The sequence below is a fragment of the Sphingopyxis sp. LARHCG72 genome, from assembly GCF_052871675.1.
The window spans coordinates 85,672-105,781 of sequence record NZ_JBIXJU010000008.1 but is presented as its reverse complement, the minus strand read 5'-3'; the positions used below and the strand labels follow the sequence as shown (position 1 = coordinate 105,781).

Here is a 20,110-nt window from a genome sequence, read left to right as displayed (position 1 = left end):
GCGACTCATTTTTTCCCGCCCGACCCCCACGTCGGCCGATCATTTTGGTCCCTCGTCACGCGTAAAGGAGGAAGGTAAATTTTCGTATAGCGTCTTCGGTAATTATTTCGCGGGCGGCAGGCCGCCGAACGTGACGATGCTTTCGCTGCCGTTCGCCGACAGTGTTGAAACACCAAAGAAATGATCGTCGACAACAACGCCGGCCAGCGTCCGTCCGGCGGCGGCCTTATCGGCCGGGACGAGCTGGCTGTCGGTCCAGTCGTTCCGGTCTGCCCGCCGCCAGTAAATCCGGTAGGCGGCCGCGTCCTTGACCGGTGCCCAAGTCACATTGGTGTTAGAGCTGACCGCGCCGTCGATGCTGACGCTGGCGGGCGCGGGGGGCGCATCGGCGAGCTCGCGGGCGAGCGCGACGTTGAGCGCGGTCACCCGAGCCAGATAGGGAAAGTCCATCTCGTCGACGGTATCGCCATATTTGCGGCCGTTTTCGGTGCGTAGATCCTGATGCTGGTGATCATAATCCTCGATCCCGACGGTGAAGCGGATCGCCGGATAACCAAGTTCGAGCGAGGGCAGGTGATCGCCGCCGCGGCGGAAGCGGTCGGGGCGGCGCACCGCTAGGACTTCGAGCCCGATCGCGGGGTTGTTTTGCCCCGCGCGAATCGCTGCTTTCGCCAGCGCGCGCGACGGGCCGTCATCCTCGCCACCGATCCCGCGCCGCGCGAGCTGTGCGGCCAGATCTTCGGACGCGCGGATACCCTCGCTGAACACGCGCACCCGATTGTCGACGATCGTGCCATCGGTGCCGTGCGTGCCGCCGACGATGTCGTTGTTGAGCATCGCCGCGACCTGCCAATTCTGGTCCTTGGCATGTTTGGCGAGCAGCTTGCCGCCCCACAAACCCTGTTCCTCGCCTGACAGCAGCGCGTAGACGATCGTCGCGCGATGCTTCTGCTTCGACAGCAGCCGCGCGGCCTCGATCACCAGCGCCGTGCCCGACGCATCGTCGTTCGCGCCTGGTGCATCGTCGGTGAAATTCATCGGGTCGGTGACGCGGCTGTCGATATGGCCGGCGATCATGATGACATGCGCCGGGTCGCCGCTCCCCGGCTGGATCGCGAGGACGTTTTCGACGATCACCCCGGCGGGCGCGCGCGGCCCTTCGAAACGGTCGGCGATGCGGGTCACCTTCAGGCAGCCGCCGCAGGCTTTCGATATACGCTCGAATTCAGCGGCGCCCCAGTTGCGCGCGGCGCCGATGCCGCGTTTCGGATCTGTCGCCGATGACAAGGTGTGGCGGGTTCCGAACGACACCAGCTTCTCGACCGAGGCTTTCAGCCGGGCCGGATCGGCGGCGGGGGTTTCGTCCTTCGCGAAGGCCGGGGCGGGTGCCGAGAGCAGCAGGGCGGCGAGCAGCGTGGGTTTGATCATGCCGCTTCATGCGGTGTGGGGGACGCCGATGCAAGGCGGGTAGCGGTGACGCGGAAAACAACGCCACCGCAACAAAAGGCCCGCCACGTGCCGGAGCACGGGCGGGCCGATCGGGATCCGGCAGCTATGTTAGCCGAGGCCCGAGAAGCGGATGTCCTGGACGCGGCCATAACGGATCTCGCAAGTGAACTTGCCCTTGTCGTAATAGCCGCCGCGGCCCCAGCGGTTGCCGTAACCGTCGCGGACGACGACACGGCCCTTGACGCGGTAACCGTCGCGCTTGCGGTCGATGCTCGTCACTTCGGTGACGTCGGTGCGGCCATAACGGCGGCTGCCGCGTTCGACCGAGTTGACGCACTGGCTGACCGCGCTGCGGCTGTTGCCATAGCGGTTATAGTCATAGCCATAGCCGTAACGCGCATCATCGTAGCGGCCGCCATAGCGATCGTCGTAACGGCGATCGTAGCGATCGTAACGGTCGTTGTCGCCGCTCGACAGGATCGCGGCGAGGCCGCCGATCACGACGGCGCCGGCGATGATTTCGCCTGCGCTGATCCCGTCGCGATCGTGGCGGTCGCGCGCCGCAGCGGGGGCGGCGCTCATCAGCATCGCGCCGGCGGTGGCCGCACCAATTGCGGCCTTGGTCAGGTTGGTCTTGATAGCCATGGTTCGGTCTCCTCAATAGCGCAGGCGGCATATCCGCGGCCTGTTGGATATGGTTTACAGATTCGGCGGTGACGCGGTGCTGAACCCGGCGCTTATCTGGCGTTCAGCCTTGGTTTTGCTGGCGTTCATAAAGGAAAAGGCCCCCCGCCACAGGGCGGAAGGCCTTTGACCGGTATCGGGGATGTGGTCAGCCGAAACTGACGTCGACGACGCGGCCGCCCCGATAGCTGCAGCCGAAGCTGCGCATTTCGCCGCCGAGGCGCGAAGCGGTGCCGGTGACGTACCAGCCGCCGTTGTTGGCCTCGGTGCCGGTGATGCTGTCGACGTGGGCGTCGTCGCCCATCTCGCCCTCGACGGCCCAGCTGCACGCGTCGGCGGCGCGCGCTTCGGCTTCGCCGCGGCCATAGGCGCCGCGGGTCGTATCATTTTGCGTATCGGGTTCGTAACGCGGTACGTCCTGCCGCTCGTCGGCGCGATACGGCGGGTCATAGCGGTAATCGGGCGCGCGTTCGCGCTTGTCCTTGCTCGCTGCGCTGGCGATCGCGGCGATCGTGCCGATGATCAACAGACCGCCGAGCACGTCGCCGGTGCTGATATTGTCGCGGTCGCGATAACCCCAGCCGCCATGATGGCGCCCGCGCGCTTCGGCGGGGACGGCGCTGAGGCCGACCGAGGTCAGGACGATCGCCGCCGCGGTGGTGAGGCTGGTCAATTTACGCATCGAGGAAAACTCCCCTTCGGCAGGCCCCGGACGGTCCGGCCTGCAATGTCATCGCCCTACGCCTTCGATGCTTTCGCGCCGCTGAACCGTTGCCGGCGCGCGGCGAGCCGAGCGGATGATATGGAAACGGCCCGCCATCGAGTGGATGGCGGGCCGCGGAACCAGATACAGATGACCAGACCTGTTTCGGGTGGATCTCAGCAGGCGCAGCGCGGCTTGGGCCGCGGCTTCCACTTCTTTTTCGCGACATAGCGTTTCCGCACCGGCACATTTTCATAATAGGTGCGCGTGCTCGTTTCGACCGTTTCGGTCACCACCGGCGCGCCGTTGATGATCGTCGTCACAACGACACCGGGTGTGTAATAGCCATAACCGTAGCCGTAGCCGTGCTGGTAGGTCGTCGCATAGCCGCCGGGGTAATAGCCGCCCTGATAATGGCCGCCCTGATAGGGACCACCCTGATAACGGGCGCTGCGGCTCGACCACCATTCGTCGCATTTCTTCTTGTCGGCGGCGCTGCCGATCGCGCTGCCCGCCAGTGCGCCGAGCCCGCCGCCGATCAGCGTGCCCGCGGTGCGATCGCCGCGTCCGGCAATGCGGTTGCCGGCGATGCCCCCCACGAGCCCGCCGACAACCGCGCCGCCCACTGTGCCCCCCCGGCCACAGCGGCGTTCCATTTCGGCGTCGTAACGCGGGTCGTACCCGCCGCGATAATAAGGATCATAAGCGGGCGGCGGCGGATAGCCGGCGCCGTGGCCCTCGACCGTGCCTTCATAACGGCCCTCGTAACGGCGGCCGTCGGACGTCTCGTAGGTGCCGTCCCAGGTGCCGGTCCAGCGCCCCTCGGCGTCATAGCCCGAGACGCGGCGATATTCGACTTCGCTCGGCACGCGGTCGGGATAGCCGGTATAGACGCGGGCATCGGGATCGTCCGGATTGCCATAGTCGAGCGACGACTGTTCGGCGCGCGCATGGCCCGCCAGCAACAACGACCCTGCGGCCACCCCCAACAAAACCAACGTGCGCATGACAAGCTCCCTGTTCCCTCGGCCTGAACCGATTGGTTAACAGCTTGTTAGCAAAATCGGCGCCTTTTCGCGAATCCGTTAACCCTGCGAATCCCGTCCCATTTTGGGTCAGGAGGTCGCGGGTGCGAGCGCCGCCGCGATGCGCGCGACGAGCGCCTCGGCGCCCGCCTGGTCGTCGGCGGTGAAGCGCCCGGGGCGCGGGCTGTCGAGGTCGAGCACCCCGACGAGGCGGTCGTTCGCGATCACCGGCACGACGAGCTCGCTGCGGCTGTCGGCGTCGCACGCGATGTGGCCGGGAAAGGCATGGACATCGTCGACACGCTGGGTCGCGCGGAGGCGCGCGGCGGCCCCGCATACGCCCTTGTCGAGCGGAATGCGGATGCACGCCGCCTTGCCCTGGAACGGGCCGAGCACCAGTTCCTGCCCGTCGAAGCGATAAAAGCCTGCCCAGTTGAGGTCGGGGATCGCCTGCCAGATCAGCGCTGCGACATTCGCCATATTGGCAATGCCGTCGGGCTCGCCCGCGACCAGCGCGGCGGCGGCGTCGCCTGCCTCGGCCCAGCGTTCGGCAGGATCGGTCGCGGAGAAGGAAAGGGCGGTGGACATTATTCGACGCTCAGCCCGGTCCACTTCGCCGCGAAGGCGTATTTATCGGCCGCTTCGGCGATGATCTTGTCGGTCGGCTTGCCGCTCCCGTGGCCGGCGCGGGTTTCGACGCGGATCAGATGCGGCTTGTCGCCCGCCTTCGCATGCTGGAGCGCGGCAGTATATTTGAAACTGTGCCCCGGGACGACGCGGTCGTCGGTGTCGGCGGTCGTCACCAGCACCGCGGGATAGGCGGCGCCGTCCTTGATATTGTGGTACGGCGAGTAAGCGAGGAGGTTCCGGAAATCGCCTTCCTTCGACGGATAGCCATAATCGTCGACCCAATAGCGGCCCGCGGTGAAGCGGTCGAAGCGCAGCATGTCCATCACGCCGACCGCGGGCAGCGCCGCGGCGAACAGGTCGGGGCGCTGGTTGGTCACCGCGCCGACGAGCAGGCCGCCGTTCGACCCGCCCTCGATCGCGACCTGCCCCTTGCCCGCGATGCCTTCGGCGATCAGATATTCGCCCGCTGCGATGAAGTCGTCGAAGACATTCTGTTTCTTGTCGAGGCGGCCGGCGTCGTGCCACGCCTTCCCATATTCGCCCCCGCCGCGCAGGTTCGCAATCGCCAGCACGCCGCCCTTGTCGACCCACGCGAGCTTGGTCGGCGAAAAGCCCGGCGTCATCGACACGTTGAAGCCGCCATAGCCGTAGAGCAATGTCGGCGATCCCTTGCTGCGGTCGAGGCCCTTTTTCATCACGACGAACATCGGCACCTCTGTGCCGTCTTTCGATTTGTAGAAGCGCTGTTCGACCGAGAAGTCGGCGGGTTTGAAGGTCAGCCTGGGCTCGGCGAAAATCTCGCTCTTTCCGGTCGTGGTGTCGAAGCGGTAGATCGTCGTCGGCCGCGCATAGCTCGAGAAGCTGTAGAAGGTTTCGGGGTCGCTCGACTTGCCGCCGAAGCCCGACGCGGCGCCGATGTCGGCGAGCTTGATATTGGCGACGGGCTTGCCGTCGAGCGCGACCATCCGCGCCTCCGACTTCGCATCGCCAAGGTAGGAGAGGATCAGGCGATTGCCGACGCGCGACGCGCCGACGAGCGTCGCTTCATTCTCGCCGACAAGCTGGGTCAGCGCCGCGGGTTTCCGGATGTCCATCGAGACGATTCGCGCGCGGGGCGCCCCCTTGTTGGTGAGGAAGGTGAAGCGCGGACCCTCGTTGGTCACATATTCCCAGTTGTTCGCATAATCGTCGACAAGGGTGATCGGCTTCGCGCCGGGTTTGCCGAGCGGATGGAGCGTCAGACCATAGCGTTCGTCGGTCCCTTCGGACGAGACGACGAGCAGATATTGCCCGTCGTCGGTGACGACCGCGGCATTGTTGAGCTTGGGCTTGTCGGGGGTCGCGTGGATCAGCACGTCGGCGCTCTGCGCGGTGCCGAGTTTGTGGAAATAGACGCTGTGATTTTCGTTGAGCGACTGGAAGGCTTCGCCTTCTTTCGGTTCGGGGAAGCGCGAATAATAAAAGCCGCTGCCGTCCTTCGCCCAGTCGAGCGCCGAGAATTTGACCCAGCGGACCTCGTCGGAAAGGTCCTTGCCCGTTGCGACGTCCTTGACGCGGACGATGCGCCAGTCGGTGCCGCCGTCCTGCACCGAATAGAGGAGATGCTTGCCGTCCTCCGACGGGTTCCACTCGCCGAGCGCGGTTGCGCCGTCCTTTGCCCAGAGATTGGGGTCGATCAGCACGCGGCCTTCGCCCTTCAGCCCCTCGCGGACATAGAGCACCGACTGCGGCTGGAGCCCGTCGTTGCGCGAATAGAAATAGCGGCTTCCCGCCTTGGTCGGCAGGCCGAAGCGCTCGTAATTATAGAGTTCGGTCATCCGCTTCTTGAAGCTGTCGCGGCCGGGCAGCGTTTCGAGATAGCTGTCGGTGACCTTGTTCTGCGCCGCGACCCAGTCGGCGACCTTCGGATTGACGCGGACATCGTCCTCCAGCCAGCGATAGGGATCGGCGACGTCGACGCCGAACTGCGGGTCGACCGTGTCGCCGCGCGCGGTGTCGGGATAGGCGAGCTTCGCTGCCGATGCCGCGGCCGCGTCGGCCGCCTGCGCTGCTGTCGGGGCCGTCATCAGCAAGGCAAGCGCCAGCGGGGCGGACAGGGTTTTACGGGACATGGCAAGGCGACCTCATCGTCTGGGGAAATTATCGTGCGCCTGTATGTAAGGATGGCAAAGGCGGGGGCAAGCGGATTGAGGCGACGGCGGGCGATTTGATCGCGCCCTGTCACCCCGGCTCGAGTGCCCCGCGATAGCCGACGATCAGGCCGACAAAAGGCATCGAGATATCGACGTCGAAGCAGAATTTGCCGTCGACTTCACTTTCGAAACTGGTGCCATAGGGCATCAGGAAGCGCGGCATAGGTACGCCGAACGCCGACCACCGGCGCGGGACGAGATACAGGCGACCGTCTTCGGCGACGAGCGCCATCGCGAAGCGAAGCGGGCCGAAGCGTTCGACGAGCAGATAATCATTCTTCCCGGTGCCGCGCGACTGGTGCGAAGAAAAGCGCCGGCCGCCGAAATCGCGCGTCCAGCGCTCGCCGTCCTTTCCGGGGGTGAAGGCGACGCTGATCGGTACGCGCGCGGCGGTTTTCGGAAAGCCGACGATCGCCGCGGCGAGGCGCGCGAGCAGCCCGGTGCCGCGGCGCACTTCGGCATGGCCGTGCCATCGGCGTTCGGCGGCGCTTCCATGCAATACGCGGAGCGCGGGCGGCAGCGTATCGAACGCGTCGCCGAGGATTCCCGGGTAGAGCGGGACTTCGTGCGCCTCGCTGCGAAAGCCCATATGGATCGATCGCCCGTCGAACAGCGCGGCATAGTCGGCGAGGGTCAGCGCATCGACGCTCGACCGCGCGCCCGGCGCGGGACGCTCGCCCGCGACAAGTTTGCGCACGATCGCCTCGATCGCCATCGACGGGATATAGGGGCCGTCGTCGCCCTCGGCCAGCAGGTGCCAGCTGCGCTCGACCGGCTGGCCGTCGGCCAGTCCGCGCGCGCGGATGAACATGCCGCCGCGATGCTCGCCGAAACGCATCCGGTTGAGCACGGCGTAGAAGAGACGCGAAAAGGGTTCGAGCGAGGGGAGGCGGAGCGCTGCGCGCGCCTTTGCGAGCAGGTTCAGGATGCGGTGCAATATCTCGGGCACCGGCCCCGCGCCCATCCAGATATCGGTGATGGCGGGCCAGCCGCGGGGAATGAGCTGAAGATCGGGCACGTCGACCAGCGAGAAATGAATGTTCCGGAGCGGCAGGCGGCCGGGGACCGCGACGGTGAAGCGCAGGCTTTCGGCGAGCCCGATGCCGTGGGTGTCACGGCCGCCGCGTCGCAGCTTGACCGGGGCGCCCGCATAGCCGACGACCGCGCGCATGACGTTGAGACCGATGCCCGCGAAGGGCGATGGCGCGATCCCGCCCTCGACGCTGCGAATGTCCATCGTTTTCGCCATTTCGCGCAGCACCGCGCCGGTCAGCGCGGGAAAGCTGCTGACCCCCGACAGGACGAACAGCCCCGCCGCCTTTGCCCGGTCATCGAAGCGGTCGATGCCGGAGACGAAATCGGCGCCGTCGGCAAAGTCGAGATAGTCGACGCCCGCCGCGAGACACGCCTCGACGACATGATAGCGTCCGGCGCCATAATCCTGGAAGGGCCCCGATGCATCGACGACAAGGTCGGGCCGCAGGCGTTCGAGCCCCTCGGTGATCGCGCGGCGGTCGAGCGCGTGTGGGTGCACGCGCGCCGCGCCGCGATACGCCGTGCAAAAACCCTCCGCGCGCGCAAGGTCGCGGCCGCAGATGAACAGGTCGAGGCCGGGAAGATCGGCGAGCAGTTCGGCGAGGCGGCCGCCGAACACGCCATAGCCGCCGAGAATCAATATCTTCATGGGGAGAGTTCGATGCCTTTGCTGGTCACAGGATGCGGTCCCGATATTCGGGCGGCGCCACCCAGCAGGTCGCGCGCTTTCCGAACAGCCGGTAGCGATGCCGCGCGATCCACCGATAGACCGGATCGCGGAGGAAGGCCGGGACGAGGCGCAGCGCGGCGAAGAGCCGCCATGGCCAGCCCAGTTCTTCGTAGATCGACAGCACCGCATCGCTGTCGCGCCGAACGCGTGCGCCATCGATCATAAGGATGCTCGTCGGGTCGTGCGGATCGAGCCCGTGCGCCCGGCACATCGCGGCGCCCGCCGGTCCCTGGATCGACGCGAGGCGGAACCGGGCGCGCTTGTCGTGGCGCAGCACGAACTGCGCATTCGCCGAGCAGAGCACGCATTCGGCGTCGAACAGGATGATCGGGCCGCCGGGGTCAGGCATCGCGAAACAGCGCATGCTGGTTGACGAGTTCGCCGAAGCGGGGGTGCGTGACCTTGAGGTCGAAGGCGAAATAGCCCGCACCCAGATGCTGGTGCGTCACCACCGTCGATCCCGGCGCCAGCCAGCGGGGAAGACGAAAACGGCGACGCCCGAACTGCCAGAAATAATGGTCGGAAGCGAAAACCAGCGCGTCGGCCTCCGCCCGGACGATCAGCGCCATGCCGAAACCGCCACCGATATGCTCCTCGAGCCCCGTCGGCCCGGCGAAGCTTTTGGCGCTGCGGATCAGCTGCGGATATCCGCGCGCGCGTCCATAGAGCCGCGTCCAATATTGGCCGCCGCCGGCGCGGTCTTCGCACACCGCGACGATCGCGGGGGCGGGGCCGCCGGAGGTTAGAGGCAGCGGGGCGCCGATCAGGCGGCAGAGTTGGGCGAGCAGCCAGCCGGACGCGGAAAGCCGCGTCCAGACGATTTCGCCGCTATAGGTCGCGGCGACCGGCCCGGCCAACCGCTTGGAGAAGCGGCGGCGTACGTCGTCGGGCAATGCGTCCCACGCGGCGCGCGGGACCAGCCGGCGAAAGCGATAGTCATAAAGCGGGTCGTCCGCAGGCGCTCGCGGCGCGGGCGCTGTGAGATCGGTTTCGCGTTTTGCTCCGCCCCACATCGCCATTTCCTCCTATGCCTCCCGGCCCTTGCCGGGGCGCCAGTTGATCAGCTTCGTCACCCCGGCGCCCAGCTTGATCAGCCGCATCAACGCCGGTTTGGGGACGTTCAGCATCTCGTCGTGCCAGCGGCTCATCGTCGTCACGAAATCGAGCATGTCGGCGAGCCGCGCCTTCGCGTCGGCGCTGAGGCCGGGGTCGGTCGCCGCGCGCGCGACGCAGGCTTTCAGCGCCGCCTCGGCGGGATCAACCTCGCGCGCCTTGCGGCCCGCGGCGATCCGCGTGACCATCTCCCAGATATCCTTTTCGGCGGTGAAATGGTCGCGCCGGTCGCCGAGCAGGGGGACGCGTTCGATCAGGCGCCAGCCGAGCAATTCCTTGATCGAGTTGGACACGTTGGAACGCGCGAGGCCGAGGCGGTCGGCGATCTCTTCGGCGTGGAGCGGGCGGTCGGACACGAACAGCAGCGCATGGATTTGCGCCACTGACCGGTTGACGCCCCACTGCCCGCCGAGATTGCCCCAATGGAGGATGAACTCGGTCGCGGCCGGAGACAGGTTTGAATCATGTTCCGATATTTCTGTCATAACAGAAATATCGGATATAACGGATTGTAAGTCAAGCGTTGGCGGGCGGCGGCATTTGACTGATTGCGAACCTCTCCCGCATCGTCACCCCGGACGTGATCCGGGGTCCACGACGATGGCGCGGCTATGGATCCCGGATCAGGTCCGGGATGACGCAAGAGGGTAACGAGCGATAGCTATCGCGGCCGGCCCGGACCGACGCCGGCCCTATTTCTTCAGGCCGATCTCGCGCAGCCGTTCCTGCAGATAGTCGTCGGCGGTGATCGGCGTCGGGTAGAGGTTGGGGTGCGACGCGTCGATACAGCTTTCGAGCGTCTCGATCGGATAGTCCGAACGGAAGTGCAGGAAGAAGGGCATCGAATAGCGCGCGACGCTCGCGCGGCCTTCGTCGGGGTTGCGCACGCGGTGCGTCGTCGAAGGCAGCTTGTTGTTCGTTAGCCGCTGGAGCATGTCGCCGACATTGACCGCCATCGCGCCCGGCGGCGGCGACACCGGAAGCCAGCTTCCGTCCTTGTCGAGGATTTCGAGGCCGGCCTCTTCGGCGCCGAGCAGCAGCGTGATCGTGTTGATATCCTCATGCGCTTCGGCGCGGATGCCCTTCGCGGGGGCCTCGACCGGCGGGTAATGGAGCAGGCGCATCACGCTGTTGCCGTCGGCGACGGTGTCGTCGAAGAAATCGGGGGCGAGGCCGAGATAGCGCGCGATCCCCGAAAGCAGGCGGCCGCCGACGCGGTCGAATTCGGCGAAGAGCTTGTCGTAAGCGGTGCGGAAGCCTTCGACCTCGGCAGGCCAGACATTGTTCGGCTGCTGCGCGGCGAGGCGGTGGCCCGCGGGCAGGTCGCGGCCGACGTGCCAGAATTCCTTGAGGTCGACCTCCTTCGCGCCCTTGGCAATCTCGGTCCCGAACGGCGTATAGCCGCGTGCGCCGCCGCCGCCCGAGATATGGTACGCGCGCTTGGTTTCTTCGGGCAGTGCGAAAAAGGCCTTGGCCTTGTCCCAGGCTTCGTCGATCAGGGCGGGGTCGATGCCATGGTCGGTGATCATCGCGAAGCCGAAGCGTTCGAACGACGCCCCGAAGTCCTTTGCGAACTGGTCGGCGGGGAGCGACATGGAAATGACGGGAACGGCAGCGGTCATGAAAGATCAGTCCATTTGATAAGGGGCGGCGCCCGTGGGAGGCGCGTCATGAGTCGCGATTTAGGCGCTGCGCGGCTGCGGTAAAAGGGAAAAAGGCGGTTTCGTCCCGCGCGCCGCTCGGCTAAGCCCCCGGCCATGGCAAAGCAATATTGGCTGATGAAATCCGAACCCGACGCCTATGCGTGGGAGCAGCTCGTCAAGGACGGCACGGGGATGTGGGACGGGGTGCGCAATCACACCGCAAAGCTCAACCTGATGGCGATGAAGGTCGGCGACGAAGCGCTCTTTTATCACAGCAATATCGGCAAGGAATGCGTCGGGATCATGGAGATCACCGAGACGGCTTCGCCCGACCCGACCGCCGAAGAGGGCTCGCCCTGGGTCATCGTGCGCGTCGCCCCGGTGCGCGCGCTGGAGCATCCGGTGACGCTGGCGGCGATCAAGGCCGACCCGGCACTCGCGGATATGGACCTGATCCGCCAGTCGCGGCTGTCGGTCGGGCGCGTGACGCCCGCCGAATGGAAGCATATCCTGAAGAAGTCGGAGAAGCCCGCGGGCTGAGCCCCGGCGGCAGTCAGCGCAGCTTTGCCTGCAGATGCGTCGCCACCGACGGGTGGAGCGGATAGACGAACTCGCAACCGTAGTTATTGCCGTCGGCCCGGCGGACGATCGCTTCGAGGGGCTGCAGGCCGGGCAGGTTCACCCAGATATGCTTGCCGAGCTGCGGCCGAAAAAAGGTCACCATGCGAAAGCCGGTCGACGACAGGTCGAACAGCTCGACATCGAAGGGGTTCAGCCCCGGTTCGCGGTAGCGCGCGCGGGCCTTGACCGGCGCGCGTTCGGCACGGCGCGCCGACGTTGGCGCCTTCCTGGCTTCGATGCTGCGATTCCCCAACACGGATTTGGTCCCGATGCTTGTTGCTTGATCGGCCGCTTTTAGGGTTTCACTGGTTACCCCAAAGTGAAGCAATATGGTGAAATTCGCCTATACCGGCGGAGCCTCGCCGACCGCCATCGACTGGCTTGGGAAGGGTGCTGCGAGCGCGACCGCGGCGCGCCATTCGCCGCCGAGCCAGGTGGCATGATCCCCGGGATGCAGGATCACCGGCATGACCTTCGGCTGATGATGCGCGAGCAGCCGGTTCGGTTCGGTCGTGACGATGGCAAAGCACGGCCAGTCCTCGCCCTGCCGCAGGATGCCGGCGAAGGCGAAGACGCGCTGCGACGGCACCGAGAACCAGTGCTGGCGCCGCGCGCCGGCGGCGCCCGACCAATAGGAAAAGGCGGTCACGGGGACGAGGCAGCGCAGTTCGGCATGGCGCAGCGTGCCGATCCAGAACGGGCTTTCGAGGTTGCGGACCGCGGTGACCGGTCGGTCACCCTGCGGCGGCGGGGGGACGCCCCACAGCCGGGGACGCAGGAAACGCCGTGACCCGGAGCGCCCGTCGCTGACGATGACCGGCGCGGGGCGGCCCGGCGCGACATAGTCGCCGGTCCACGGATCATCGCCTGCATCGGCATCGAAAGCCGCGGCGATCGTGCCTGCGGAGGCGTCGAGACGATAAAGGCTGGTCATCGCGCCACGGTCGCGATGCGCGCAGCGGCTGTCAATCGGACCAACTGACGGAGACTATTTGTCCCAGGGCGATTTTTCGCCGTTGTCGCGGGCGTTGTCGGCGCGGATTTCGTCGGCGGCGCGGTCGGCCGCGACGATCACCCCGGCCCCCATCATGCTGCAACCGACGAATCCGAGGATGCTGAGGCAGCCGAGCCCCATCAGGACCGATCGAAGAATTTCACTCATATGCGGCTCCGCTTGCTGGTTGCGGATAGCCCTAGGGGAAGATCGTAAAAATGCCGTTTACTCTGTGCCGCGCACGCGTCCGCGGCCCGCCTTGACCGTGCTGCGCGCTTTCTTGCTATCGATGCGGCGGGCCTTGGCCGCCTTGCTCGGCTTCGTCTTGATGCGGCGTTCGGGGCGCACCAGCGCGGCGTCGACCAGCTCGTTCAGCCGCGCGCGCGCGTCGGCGCGGTTTGCCTCCTGTGTGCGAAAGCTGCGCGCGAGGATGACGAGTTCGCCTGCGGTGGTCATCTTGCTTCCCGCCAGCGTCTTGAGGCGGCGATAGGCGTCGGGCGCGAGCCCCAGCGCGAAAACATCGACGCGAAGCTGGCACGCCGTCGCGACCTTGTTCACATTCTGGCCGCCCGGACCCGACCCCGCGAGGAATTTCTCGGCTATCGCGCTTTCGGGGATATCAGCCACGCGTCGGAGCCGCTCCCTCCGGCGCGGCGAAGCCGAGCGCGACGAAGGCATCGGGGAAGGGTGCTTCGGCAATTATCGACGGCTTGACGTCACGTTTTACGACTAGCCTTTCGGCATGAAGGAGCGTGCGCGTTTTCGTGCCGCCGCGGCCGTAGACGGGATCGCCGACCAGCGCGAAGCCGAGGCCTTCGAGTGCGTGGACGCGCAGCTGGTGGGTGCGGCCGGTTTCGGGACGGAAGCGGAGCAGGCTGCGGCCGTCGACGACCGCGAGCTTCTCCCAATGCGAGACCGAGGGCTTGCCTTTGGGATCGCCGACCATGCGCCAGCCCTCTTCGGCGGTCGACACCTTGGCGAGCGGCAGGTCGATCGTGCCGCCATCGCTGTCGGGCACGCCATCGACGATCGCGAGATATTGCTTCTCGACCTCGCGGCTTTCGAACGCGCGGGTGAAGCGGCCGTGCGCCTTGGGATTGCGCGCGAGGAGCAGGCAACCCGAGGTGTCGCGATCGAGCCGGTGGACAGGAAGCGGCCAGCGCTTGAAGCCGAAGCGCAGCAGGTCGAGATGGTTCTCGAGGCTGAGGCTGCCGTCGCGCGGGGCGTCGACCGGAAGGCCGGCGGGCTTGTCGATGACAAGGGCCTCGCCATCGAGGAAAAGGACACGATCTGAAAGGAGCATGGCGGCGCTATAGGGCCTGATCGGTTGAGGGGGAAGCGCCTCGCGCTTTTCCCGATGCCGTGATCAGGCCCTCAACGAAAACGCGCGGCCCATGGCTCAGTCGAAAGCGTAAACGTCCATAGCCAGCACGGCATAGGTCGTGCTCGCGTGCAGGCGTTCGGCCTGAAGCGGCGTGCCGCCCGCGCCCATCGCGACGAACAGCGGCAATATATGATCGGGCGTCGGATGATTGTCGCGGCCGTGCGGCGCGCGTTCGACGCTGTGGAGGATATCGTCGACGGCACTCGCTGTCATGCGGTCGGCGATCCAGTCGGTGAAATCGCTGACCCACGCGGGCGCGTCGATCGGCGGGCGCGTCGTGAAATAGGCGCGCAGGTTATGCGTGATGCTGCCCGATCCGATGATCAGCACGCCTTCGTCGCGCAGCGGCGCGAGCGCCTGACCGAGTGAATAATGCCATTCGGGCGAGGCGTTCGATGCGATCGAGAGCTGGACGACGGGGATGTCGGCCTCTGCGTAGATCAGCGACAGCGGCACCCACGCGCCATGGTCGAGGCCGCGGGTCGCATCGGCGGTGACGTCAAGGCCGTGGCCCGCGAGCAGCTCGACGACCCGGTTCGCGAGCGCCGGATCGCCCGGCGCCGGATAGCGCATCGCGAACAGCTCTTCGGGGAAGCCGCCGAAATCGTGGATCGTCGGCGGCGCGGGCGACGCGGTCACCGTCGCCCGCCCTCCTTCGAAGGCCGCGTCATGATGCGCCGACACGACGAGGATCGCGCGCGGACGCGGCAGTTGGGCACCCAGCCCGGCGAGGAAGGTCCGCGCCGGGCTGGGCTCGAGCGCCATCATCGGCGAGCCGTGCGAAAGGAAAAGGCTCGGGAGACGGCGCATCGGTTCAGGCAATCAGCTTCGCGGCGGTGCGCGCAACGCGCTCGCCGAGGTAGCGGGCACCGCCAAGGTCGGCTTCGCCCGGCTGACGCGATCCGTCGGCGCCGGCGATCGTCGTCGCGCCATAGGGCGCGCCGCCCTTGACCTCGTCGACCCCCATCTGGCCAGCAAAGCCATAGTCGAGCCCGACGATCGTCATGCCGAAGTGGATGAGGTTGGTGAGGACCGAGAAGAGCGTCGTTTCCTGGCCGCCATGCTGCGATCCGGTCGAGGTGAAGGCGGCGCCGACCTTGCCATTGAGCTTGCCCTGCGCCCACACGCCGCCGGCGGTATCCCAGAAGCTCGCCATCTGGCTCGCCATACGGCCGAAGCGCGTCGGGGTGCCGACGACGATCGCGTCATAGTTTGCGAGCTCGTTGGGGTCGCTCAGCAGCGGATGCGCGGTGTCGGTCTTGAAACCCGCCGCCTGCACCACCGCTGCGGGAGCAGTTTCAGCGACGCGGCGGATGTCGACGTCGGCGCCCGCGGCGCGCGCGCCTTCGGCGACGGCGTCGGCCATCTGTTCGATATGACCGTAACTCGAATAATAGAGCACCAGAACCTTTGCCATCGTAACTGTCCTTTCGTGGATTGAACCGGGAATAGGGGGTGGGCCGCCGCCGGGGAGGGGGAGGGAGGCGGCGGCCCGAGGGGGTCAGGCGGCCTGTTTCAGCCCTTCGATCGCCGTTGTGGCCCGCGCGATCGCATCGCCGTCCATCTGGTGACCGTCGGCGGCGACGATGGTGACGTCGGTGATGCCGATGAAGCCGAGCACATGTTTGAGATAACCGCTCGCGAAATCGACCTGGCTGCCGAGCGGCACGCCGCCCGAGGCGAAGACGATATAGGCGCGCTTACCCTTGAGCAGGCCTTCGGGGCCGCCTTCGGTGTAGCGGAAGGTGCGGCGCGCACGCGCCACCTGGTCGACCCATGCCTTCAACGTCGCGGGGATCGCGAAATTATAGATGGGCGCGGTGATGATGATCGTGTCGGCGGCTTCGAGTTCGGCGATCAATTCTTCCGAACCGGCGAGCAGCGCTTTCTGTTCGTCGCTGCGTTCGGCCTCGTCGGTGAAATTGGCGCCGACCCAGTTTTCGGTCAGGAAGGCCGGCGGCGTCACATTGAGGTCGCGGCGGGTGACGGTGGCGCCGTAGCTTTGCTCGACGAGGCGGCCTTCGAGTTGGTCGGCGAGCAGGCGGGTAGTCGAGCCCGTATTGCGGGCGCTGGCATCGATGCGGAGAATCTGGCTCATCTTGCGGTTCCTTCGATTTCGAAAAGGGGGTGGGCCGCCGCCGGGGGGAGGGGGAGGGCGGCGGCCCGGGGGCTCGTCAGAGACTGTCGACGAGCACCAGTTCGGCGTCATCGACGGCTTCGACCTCGATCGTTCCGACATCGCGGAGCGCGATGCCGTCGCGGGGGTCGGCGTCCTTGCCGTTGACACGGATACGGCCCTTGGCGGCGACGAGGTAAGCGTGGCGTCCGGCTTCGAGGTCGTAGGAGACGCTTTCACCGGCGTTCACCGTTGCCGCCGCGACGCGGGCATTGGCGCGGATCGGCAGGGCATCATCGCCCTCGATCCCGCTCGCCAGCGTCACGAACTGGCCCGACCGGTCGGCCTGTGGGAACTGGCGCGCGCCCCAGCCGGGATTGCCGCCGTCACGGTCGGGCATGATCCAGATCTGGAACAGCGTCGTTTCCTCATCCTCGAGGTTGAACTCGCTGTGCGTCACGCCCGTGCCGGCGCTCATCACCTGGACGTCGCCCGCCGCAGTGCGGCCGGTGTTGCCCATGCTGTCGCGGTGCGTGATCGCGCCGGTGCGGACATAGGTGATGATTTCCATGTCGCGATGCGGGTGCGGGGGGAAACCCGCCTGCGCCGCGATGGCGTCGTCGTTCCAGACGCGGAGCGCGCCCCAGCCCATACGGCCTTCGTCATAATAGTTCGCGAAGGAGAAATGGTGGCGGGCGTCGAGCCAGCCATGGTTGGCGTGGCCCAGCGTGTCGAATTTGCGAATGTCGATCATGGCCTTGTCCTTTCTTTCGTCGCCGGTCCGGATCCTTGTGTCCGGCGGCGTCGTTCGTTGAGGACAAAATAGGCATTTGGATCGTTTCTAAAATAGCGTAGATGGAAAACCATCGTTTCCAATTGAGAGGTATTGCGTGGCGCTTCCCGATTATGAAGGCTGGGCCTGTTTCGTCGCCGTGGCGGAGGGCGGCAGCTTCACCGCTGCGGCGGCGTCGCTTGGCCTGTCGAAAGCGAGCGTGTCAAAGGCTGTGACGCGGCTCGAGGCATCGCTCGGCATCACATTGCTCCACCGCAGCTCGCGCGTCGTGACCGTGTCGACCGCCGGGGCCGGCCTGCTCGACGAGGCGCGCGCGATGGTCGCGGCGGCGACCGCTGCGACCGAGGCGGCGCGCGGCGACCGCGTCGACCTCGCGGGGCCGATCCGCCTCGGGGCGCCGATGAGCTTCGGGATCAAGGTGCTCGGGCCGCCGCTCGCGGTGTTCCTCGAACGCCATCCCGCGGTCGAGATCGAGGTGCTGCTGAGCGATGCGCGCAACGATCCGGTGGCCGACGGGATCGACCTGACGCTGCGCATCGCGCCGCTGGCGGACTCGAGCCTGCTCGCGCGCACGATTGCGCCGGTCGCGGCGTCGGTGATCGCCAGCCCCGCCTATCTGGAAAAGCATGGTACGCCGAAACATCCGCTCGAACTGTCGGGGCACCGGCTGATCGGTTACGGCCACCGCCAGCGGGCGATGCCGCTGCATTTCCATCGCAAGGGCGAAGAGGTCACGGTGCTGCCGACGGGGCCGCTGTTCGCGAACAATGGCGACATCGCGGTGCCGCTGGTCGCCGCGGGGGGCGGGATCGCGGTGCTGCCCGACTTCATCGCCGCGGGCGAACTGGCGTCGGGGGCGGTGGTGCCGATCCTCACCGACTGGTCGATGCCGCAGGCGCATCTGCACCTGTTGTCGCCGCCGTCGCGGCTGCGCCCGGCGCGCGTGAAGGCGCTTTCGGATCATCTCGTCGACACGCTGAAAATCTCGTGCACCGGCGCGCACGAGCAATATCTCGCGCTGCATAAAGGATAGGGCGCCGCCGCGGCACTGTTGCAAATAGGCCGCGACTCGTGGATTTCCGCGGGTTAAGTCAAAATTAACCTTTTCCCTTCATTGGTTTCATGGTTAATGTTCCGGCAGTCCTGCAACGGGGGTTGGTCGGTGACATCCTTGATGGTCATGCGGCCGGTTCGCGGGATTATCGTGGGAAACAGTCAAGGGGTGCCCAATGCGCGTACTGCTGATCGAGGACGAGCCGACGACCGCGAAAGCGATCGACACGATGCTCACGACCGAGGGCTTCAATGTCTATACCACCGATCTCGGTGAGGAAGGCTTGGACCTGGGTAAGCTCTATGATTACGACATCATCCTGCTCGACCTGAACCTGCCCGACATGCACGGCTATGACGTGCTGAAAAAGCTCCGCACCGCCAAGGTGCAGACGCCGGTGCTGATCCTGTCGGGCATTTCGGAAATGGATTCGAAGGTGCGCTCGTTCGGCTTCGGCGCCGACGATTATGTCACCAAGCCGTTCCACCGCGACGAGCTGGTCGCCCGCATCCATGCGGTTGTCCGCCGGTCGAAGGGCCACAGCCAGAGCGTCATCAAGACGGGCAAGCTGGCGGTCAACCTCGATACCAAGACGGTCGAGGTCGACACGACGCGCGTGCATCTGACCGGCAAGGAATATCAGATGCTCGAGCTGCTCAGCCTGCGCAAGGGCACGACGCTCACCAAGGAAATGTTCCTGAACCACCTTTACGGCGGGATGGACGAGCCCGAACTGAAGATCATCGACGTCTTCATCTGCAAGCTGCGCAAGAAGCTCGCGCTGGCTTGCGGCGGCGAAAATTACATCGAGACGGTCTGGGGCCGCGGTTATGTCCTTCGCGACATCGACGACGAAGGCAATGAGGTGCGCCGCGTCGCCTGACGCTGCGCCCTTTCTGACGAGCTAACCGAGGGAACCCGGCGCGGAGCGATCCGCGCCGGTTTTCTTTTGCGCGAAATGGCAGCTGCCGACCGATTGCGGACGTTTCGGCAAATGATATCTACTTGTAGACGGCATCGATTGGATTGGGTGGAGTAGCGAACGTTGGAAAAATGCACTCTCTGCGCCCGCCCACTCAATGTCGACAGCGATCCTATGTCGGGAGACTCCGGAGGCGATTGCTGGGGATGTATTGGAAAGACCGAGGCTGATCTCGGATGGCAGCCGTCAGCCGATTATATTCGGCAGGAGATCGGCAAAGGATGGCGTTTCCCAAACGGCACGCCAAAACCCGCGCCTTCGGACTGAAAGCCAACATCCGCTCACCACCCCATTTCGATCGTCCACTGACGATTGGGTTCAACTTCCCCAAACGACCGATTTCGGACCTCTTCATCATCGTCAGCGCGGACTTGATCCGGGGTCCATGACTTCGGTGCAGCTATGGATCCCGGATCAAGTCCGGGATGACGAAAGAGGGTGAGCGACCGACCGCTCCCCCCACTCCCGCGCATGAAAAAGGGCGGCAGTCCTTGCGGACGCCGCCCCTGATCTGTGTGCAAGGAGGTGAAGCTTATGCTTCTTCCAGTGCCTCGTCATATTGTTCGACGGGACCCGAATCCTGGCCCTTGGCCTCGACGTCGCGGTCGACGAATTCGATGATCGCGATCGGCGCGGCGTCCGAGGCGCGGATACCGGCCTTGATGACGCGGGTGTAGCCGCCGTTGCGGTCCTTGTAGCGCTCGGCGAGAACGTCGAACAGCTTCACGAGCTGCGCATCGTCCATCAGGCGGCTCATCGCGAGGCGACGGTTGGCAAGGCCACCGCGCTTGGCGAGCGTGACAAGCTTTTCGATGTAGGGACGCAGTTCCTTCGCCTTGGCGACGGTCGTCGTGATCTGCTCATGCTTGATGAGCGAAGCCGACATGTTGCGGAACATTGCCGTGCGGTGCGCGCTCGTGCGCTGCAGCTTCCGGCCACCCGATTTATGACGCATAATCCAT

Annotated in this window: 24 protein-coding genes; 3 read left to right on the top strand and 21 right to left on the bottom strand. The window is 65.9% G+C overall.

The features are described from left to right. Positions 1 to 102: 102 nt before the first annotated feature. The 11 genes from ACIPPQ_RS17540 to ACIPPQ_RS17490 all read right to left on the bottom strand — a co-directional run bounded on the left by ACIPPQ_RS17540 (position 103) and on the right by ACIPPQ_RS17490 (position 11,183). A complete protein-coding gene (locus ACIPPQ_RS17540) occupies positions 103 to 1,425 on the bottom strand; it encodes a M20/M25/M40 family metallo-hydrolase (RefSeq protein ID WP_446545451.1) in 1,323 nt (440 codons plus the stop codon). A gap of 132 nt (positions 1,426 to 1,557) precedes the next feature. Then, a complete protein-coding gene (locus ACIPPQ_RS17535; RefSeq protein ID WP_446545349.1) occupies positions 1,558 to 2,094 on the bottom strand; it encodes a hypothetical protein in 537 nt (178 codons plus the stop codon). 187 nt (positions 2,095 to 2,281) lie between these two features. Next, positions 2,282 to 2,815, bottom strand: a complete 534-nt coding sequence (locus ACIPPQ_RS17530; RefSeq protein WP_446545348.1) for a hypothetical protein — start codon at positions 2,813 to 2,815, stop codon at positions 2,282 to 2,284. Positions 2,816 to 3,012: 197 nt separating this feature from the next. Next, a complete protein-coding gene (locus ACIPPQ_RS17525; RefSeq protein WP_446545347.1) occupies positions 3,013 to 3,843 on the bottom strand; it encodes a glycine zipper 2TM domain-containing protein in 831 nt (276 codons plus the stop codon). A 108-nt stretch (positions 3,844 to 3,951) separates the two neighbouring features. Continuing rightward, on the bottom strand, positions 3,952 to 4,449 hold the full coding sequence (locus ACIPPQ_RS17520) for a GAF domain-containing protein (RefSeq protein WP_446545346.1): 498 nt from the start codon (positions 4,447 to 4,449) through the stop codon (positions 3,952 to 3,954). Further along, positions 4,449 to 6,602: a prolyl oligopeptidase family serine peptidase gene (locus ACIPPQ_RS17515; protein WP_446545345.1), complete on the bottom strand. Its 2,154-nt coding sequence runs from the start codon at positions 6,600 to 6,602 to the stop codon at positions 4,449 to 4,451. Before ACIPPQ_RS17515 ends, ACIPPQ_RS17520 begins: the two co-directional genes overlap by 1 nt. Positions 6,603 to 6,711: 109 nt before the next feature. Next, on the bottom strand, positions 6,712 to 8,367 hold the full coding sequence (locus ACIPPQ_RS17510; RefSeq protein WP_446545344.1) for a DUF4166 domain-containing protein: 1,656 nt from the start codon (positions 8,365 to 8,367) through the stop codon (positions 6,712 to 6,714). Between the two features lie 25 nt (positions 8,368 to 8,392). Continuing rightward, positions 8,393 to 8,797 (bottom strand): thiol-disulfide oxidoreductase DCC family protein, encoded by a 405-nt coding sequence (locus ACIPPQ_RS17505; protein ID WP_446545343.1) that lies wholly within the window; start codon positions 8,795 to 8,797, stop codon positions 8,393 to 8,395. Further along, positions 8,790 to 9,461 (bottom strand): DUF4166 domain-containing protein, encoded by a 672-nt coding sequence (locus ACIPPQ_RS17500; protein WP_446545342.1) that lies wholly within the window; start codon positions 9,459 to 9,461, stop codon positions 8,790 to 8,792. Before ACIPPQ_RS17500 ends, ACIPPQ_RS17505 begins: the two co-directional genes overlap by 8 nt. Positions 9,462 to 9,473: 12 nt before the next feature. Beyond that, the gene (locus ACIPPQ_RS17495) at positions 9,474 to 10,046 is read right to left on the bottom strand and encodes a GbsR/MarR family transcriptional regulator (protein ID WP_446545341.1); all 573 of its coding nucleotides are present in this window, start codon (positions 10,044 to 10,046) and stop codon (positions 9,474 to 9,476) included. A gap of 207 nt (positions 10,047 to 10,253) precedes the next feature. Beyond that, on the bottom strand, positions 10,254 to 11,183 hold the full coding sequence (locus ACIPPQ_RS17490; RefSeq protein WP_446545340.1) for an isopenicillin N synthase family dioxygenase: 930 nt from the start codon (positions 11,181 to 11,183) through the stop codon (positions 10,254 to 10,256). A gap of 135 nt (positions 11,184 to 11,318) precedes the next feature. On the opposite strand from ACIPPQ_RS17490, the gene ACIPPQ_RS17485 reads away from it, so the two are divergent. Further along, positions 11,319 to 11,744: an EVE domain-containing protein gene (locus ACIPPQ_RS17485; protein WP_446545339.1), complete on the top strand. Its 426-nt coding sequence runs from the start codon at positions 11,319 to 11,321 to the stop codon at positions 11,742 to 11,744. 13 nt (positions 11,745 to 11,757) lie between these two features. Here the strand turns inward: ACIPPQ_RS17485 and ACIPPQ_RS17480 are convergent, their stop codons facing one another. The 9 genes from ACIPPQ_RS17480 to ACIPPQ_RS17440 all read right to left on the bottom strand — a co-directional run bounded on the left by ACIPPQ_RS17480 (position 11,758) and on the right by ACIPPQ_RS17440 (position 17,073). Continuing rightward, positions 11,758 to 12,081, bottom strand: a complete 324-nt coding sequence (locus tag ACIPPQ_RS17480; protein ID WP_446545338.1) for a PilZ domain-containing protein — start codon at positions 12,079 to 12,081, stop codon at positions 11,758 to 11,760. Between the two features lie 87 nt (positions 12,082 to 12,168). After that, on the bottom strand, positions 12,169 to 12,759 hold the full coding sequence (locus ACIPPQ_RS17475) for an SOS response-associated peptidase family protein (RefSeq protein ID WP_446545337.1): 591 nt from the start codon (positions 12,757 to 12,759) through the stop codon (positions 12,169 to 12,171). A gap of 54 nt (positions 12,760 to 12,813) precedes the next feature. After that, a complete protein-coding gene (locus ACIPPQ_RS17470; protein ID WP_446545336.1) occupies positions 12,814 to 12,987 on the bottom strand; it encodes a hypothetical protein in 174 nt (57 codons plus the stop codon). A gap of 57 nt (positions 12,988 to 13,044) precedes the next feature. Continuing rightward, on the bottom strand, positions 13,045 to 13,446 hold the full coding sequence (gene arfB / locus ACIPPQ_RS17465; protein WP_446545335.1) for an alternative ribosome rescue aminoacyl-tRNA hydrolase ArfB: 402 nt from the start codon (positions 13,444 to 13,446) through the stop codon (positions 13,045 to 13,047). Continuing rightward, on the bottom strand, positions 13,439 to 14,122 hold the full coding sequence (locus ACIPPQ_RS17460) for an RluA family pseudouridine synthase (RefSeq protein ID WP_446545334.1): 684 nt from the start codon (positions 14,120 to 14,122) through the stop codon (positions 13,439 to 13,441). The genes arfB and ACIPPQ_RS17460 overlap by 8 nt, the downstream gene beginning before the upstream one ends. A gap of 96 nt (positions 14,123 to 14,218) precedes the next feature. Further along, positions 14,219 to 14,971, bottom strand: coding sequence for a DODA-type extradiol aromatic ring-opening family dioxygenase (locus tag ACIPPQ_RS17455; protein WP_446545333.1), 753 nt, complete (start codon positions 14,969 to 14,971; stop codon positions 14,219 to 14,221). A gap of 46 nt (positions 14,972 to 15,017) precedes the next feature. Continuing rightward, positions 15,018 to 15,620, bottom strand: a complete 603-nt coding sequence (wrbA, locus tag ACIPPQ_RS17450; RefSeq protein ID WP_446545332.1) for an NAD(P)H:quinone oxidoreductase — start codon at positions 15,618 to 15,620, stop codon at positions 15,018 to 15,020. A gap of 84 nt (positions 15,621 to 15,704) precedes the next feature. Further along, entirely contained in the window at positions 15,705 to 16,301 is a 597-nt protein-coding gene (locus ACIPPQ_RS17445; RefSeq protein WP_446545331.1) for an FMN-dependent NADH-azoreductase, read from the bottom strand. A 76-nt stretch (positions 16,302 to 16,377) separates the two neighbouring features. After that, the gene (locus ACIPPQ_RS17440) at positions 16,378 to 17,073 is read right to left on the bottom strand and encodes a pirin family protein (protein ID WP_446545330.1); all 696 of its coding nucleotides are present in this window, start codon (positions 17,071 to 17,073) and stop codon (positions 16,378 to 16,380) included. A gap of 136 nt (positions 17,074 to 17,209) precedes the next feature. On the opposite strand from ACIPPQ_RS17440, the gene ACIPPQ_RS17435 reads away from it, so the two are divergent. Beyond that, the gene (locus tag ACIPPQ_RS17435; RefSeq protein WP_446545329.1) at positions 17,210 to 18,145 is read left to right on the top strand and encodes a LysR family transcriptional regulator; all 936 of its coding nucleotides are present in this window, start codon (positions 17,210 to 17,212) and stop codon (positions 18,143 to 18,145) included. 196 nt (positions 18,146 to 18,341) lie between these two features. Continuing rightward, on the top strand, positions 18,342 to 19,049 hold the full coding sequence (ctrA, locus tag ACIPPQ_RS17430) for a response regulator transcription factor CtrA (protein ID WP_058804653.1): 708 nt from the start codon (positions 18,342 to 18,344) through the stop codon (positions 19,047 to 19,049). Between the two features lie 631 nt (positions 19,050 to 19,680). On the opposite strand, the gene rplQ is transcribed toward ctrA, so the two are convergent. Continuing rightward, on the bottom strand, positions 19,681 to 20,103 hold the full coding sequence (gene rplQ, locus ACIPPQ_RS17425) for a 50S ribosomal protein L17 (protein ID WP_446545328.1): 423 nt from the start codon (positions 20,101 to 20,103) through the stop codon (positions 19,681 to 19,683). Positions 20,104 to 20,110: the final 7 nt, after the last annotated feature.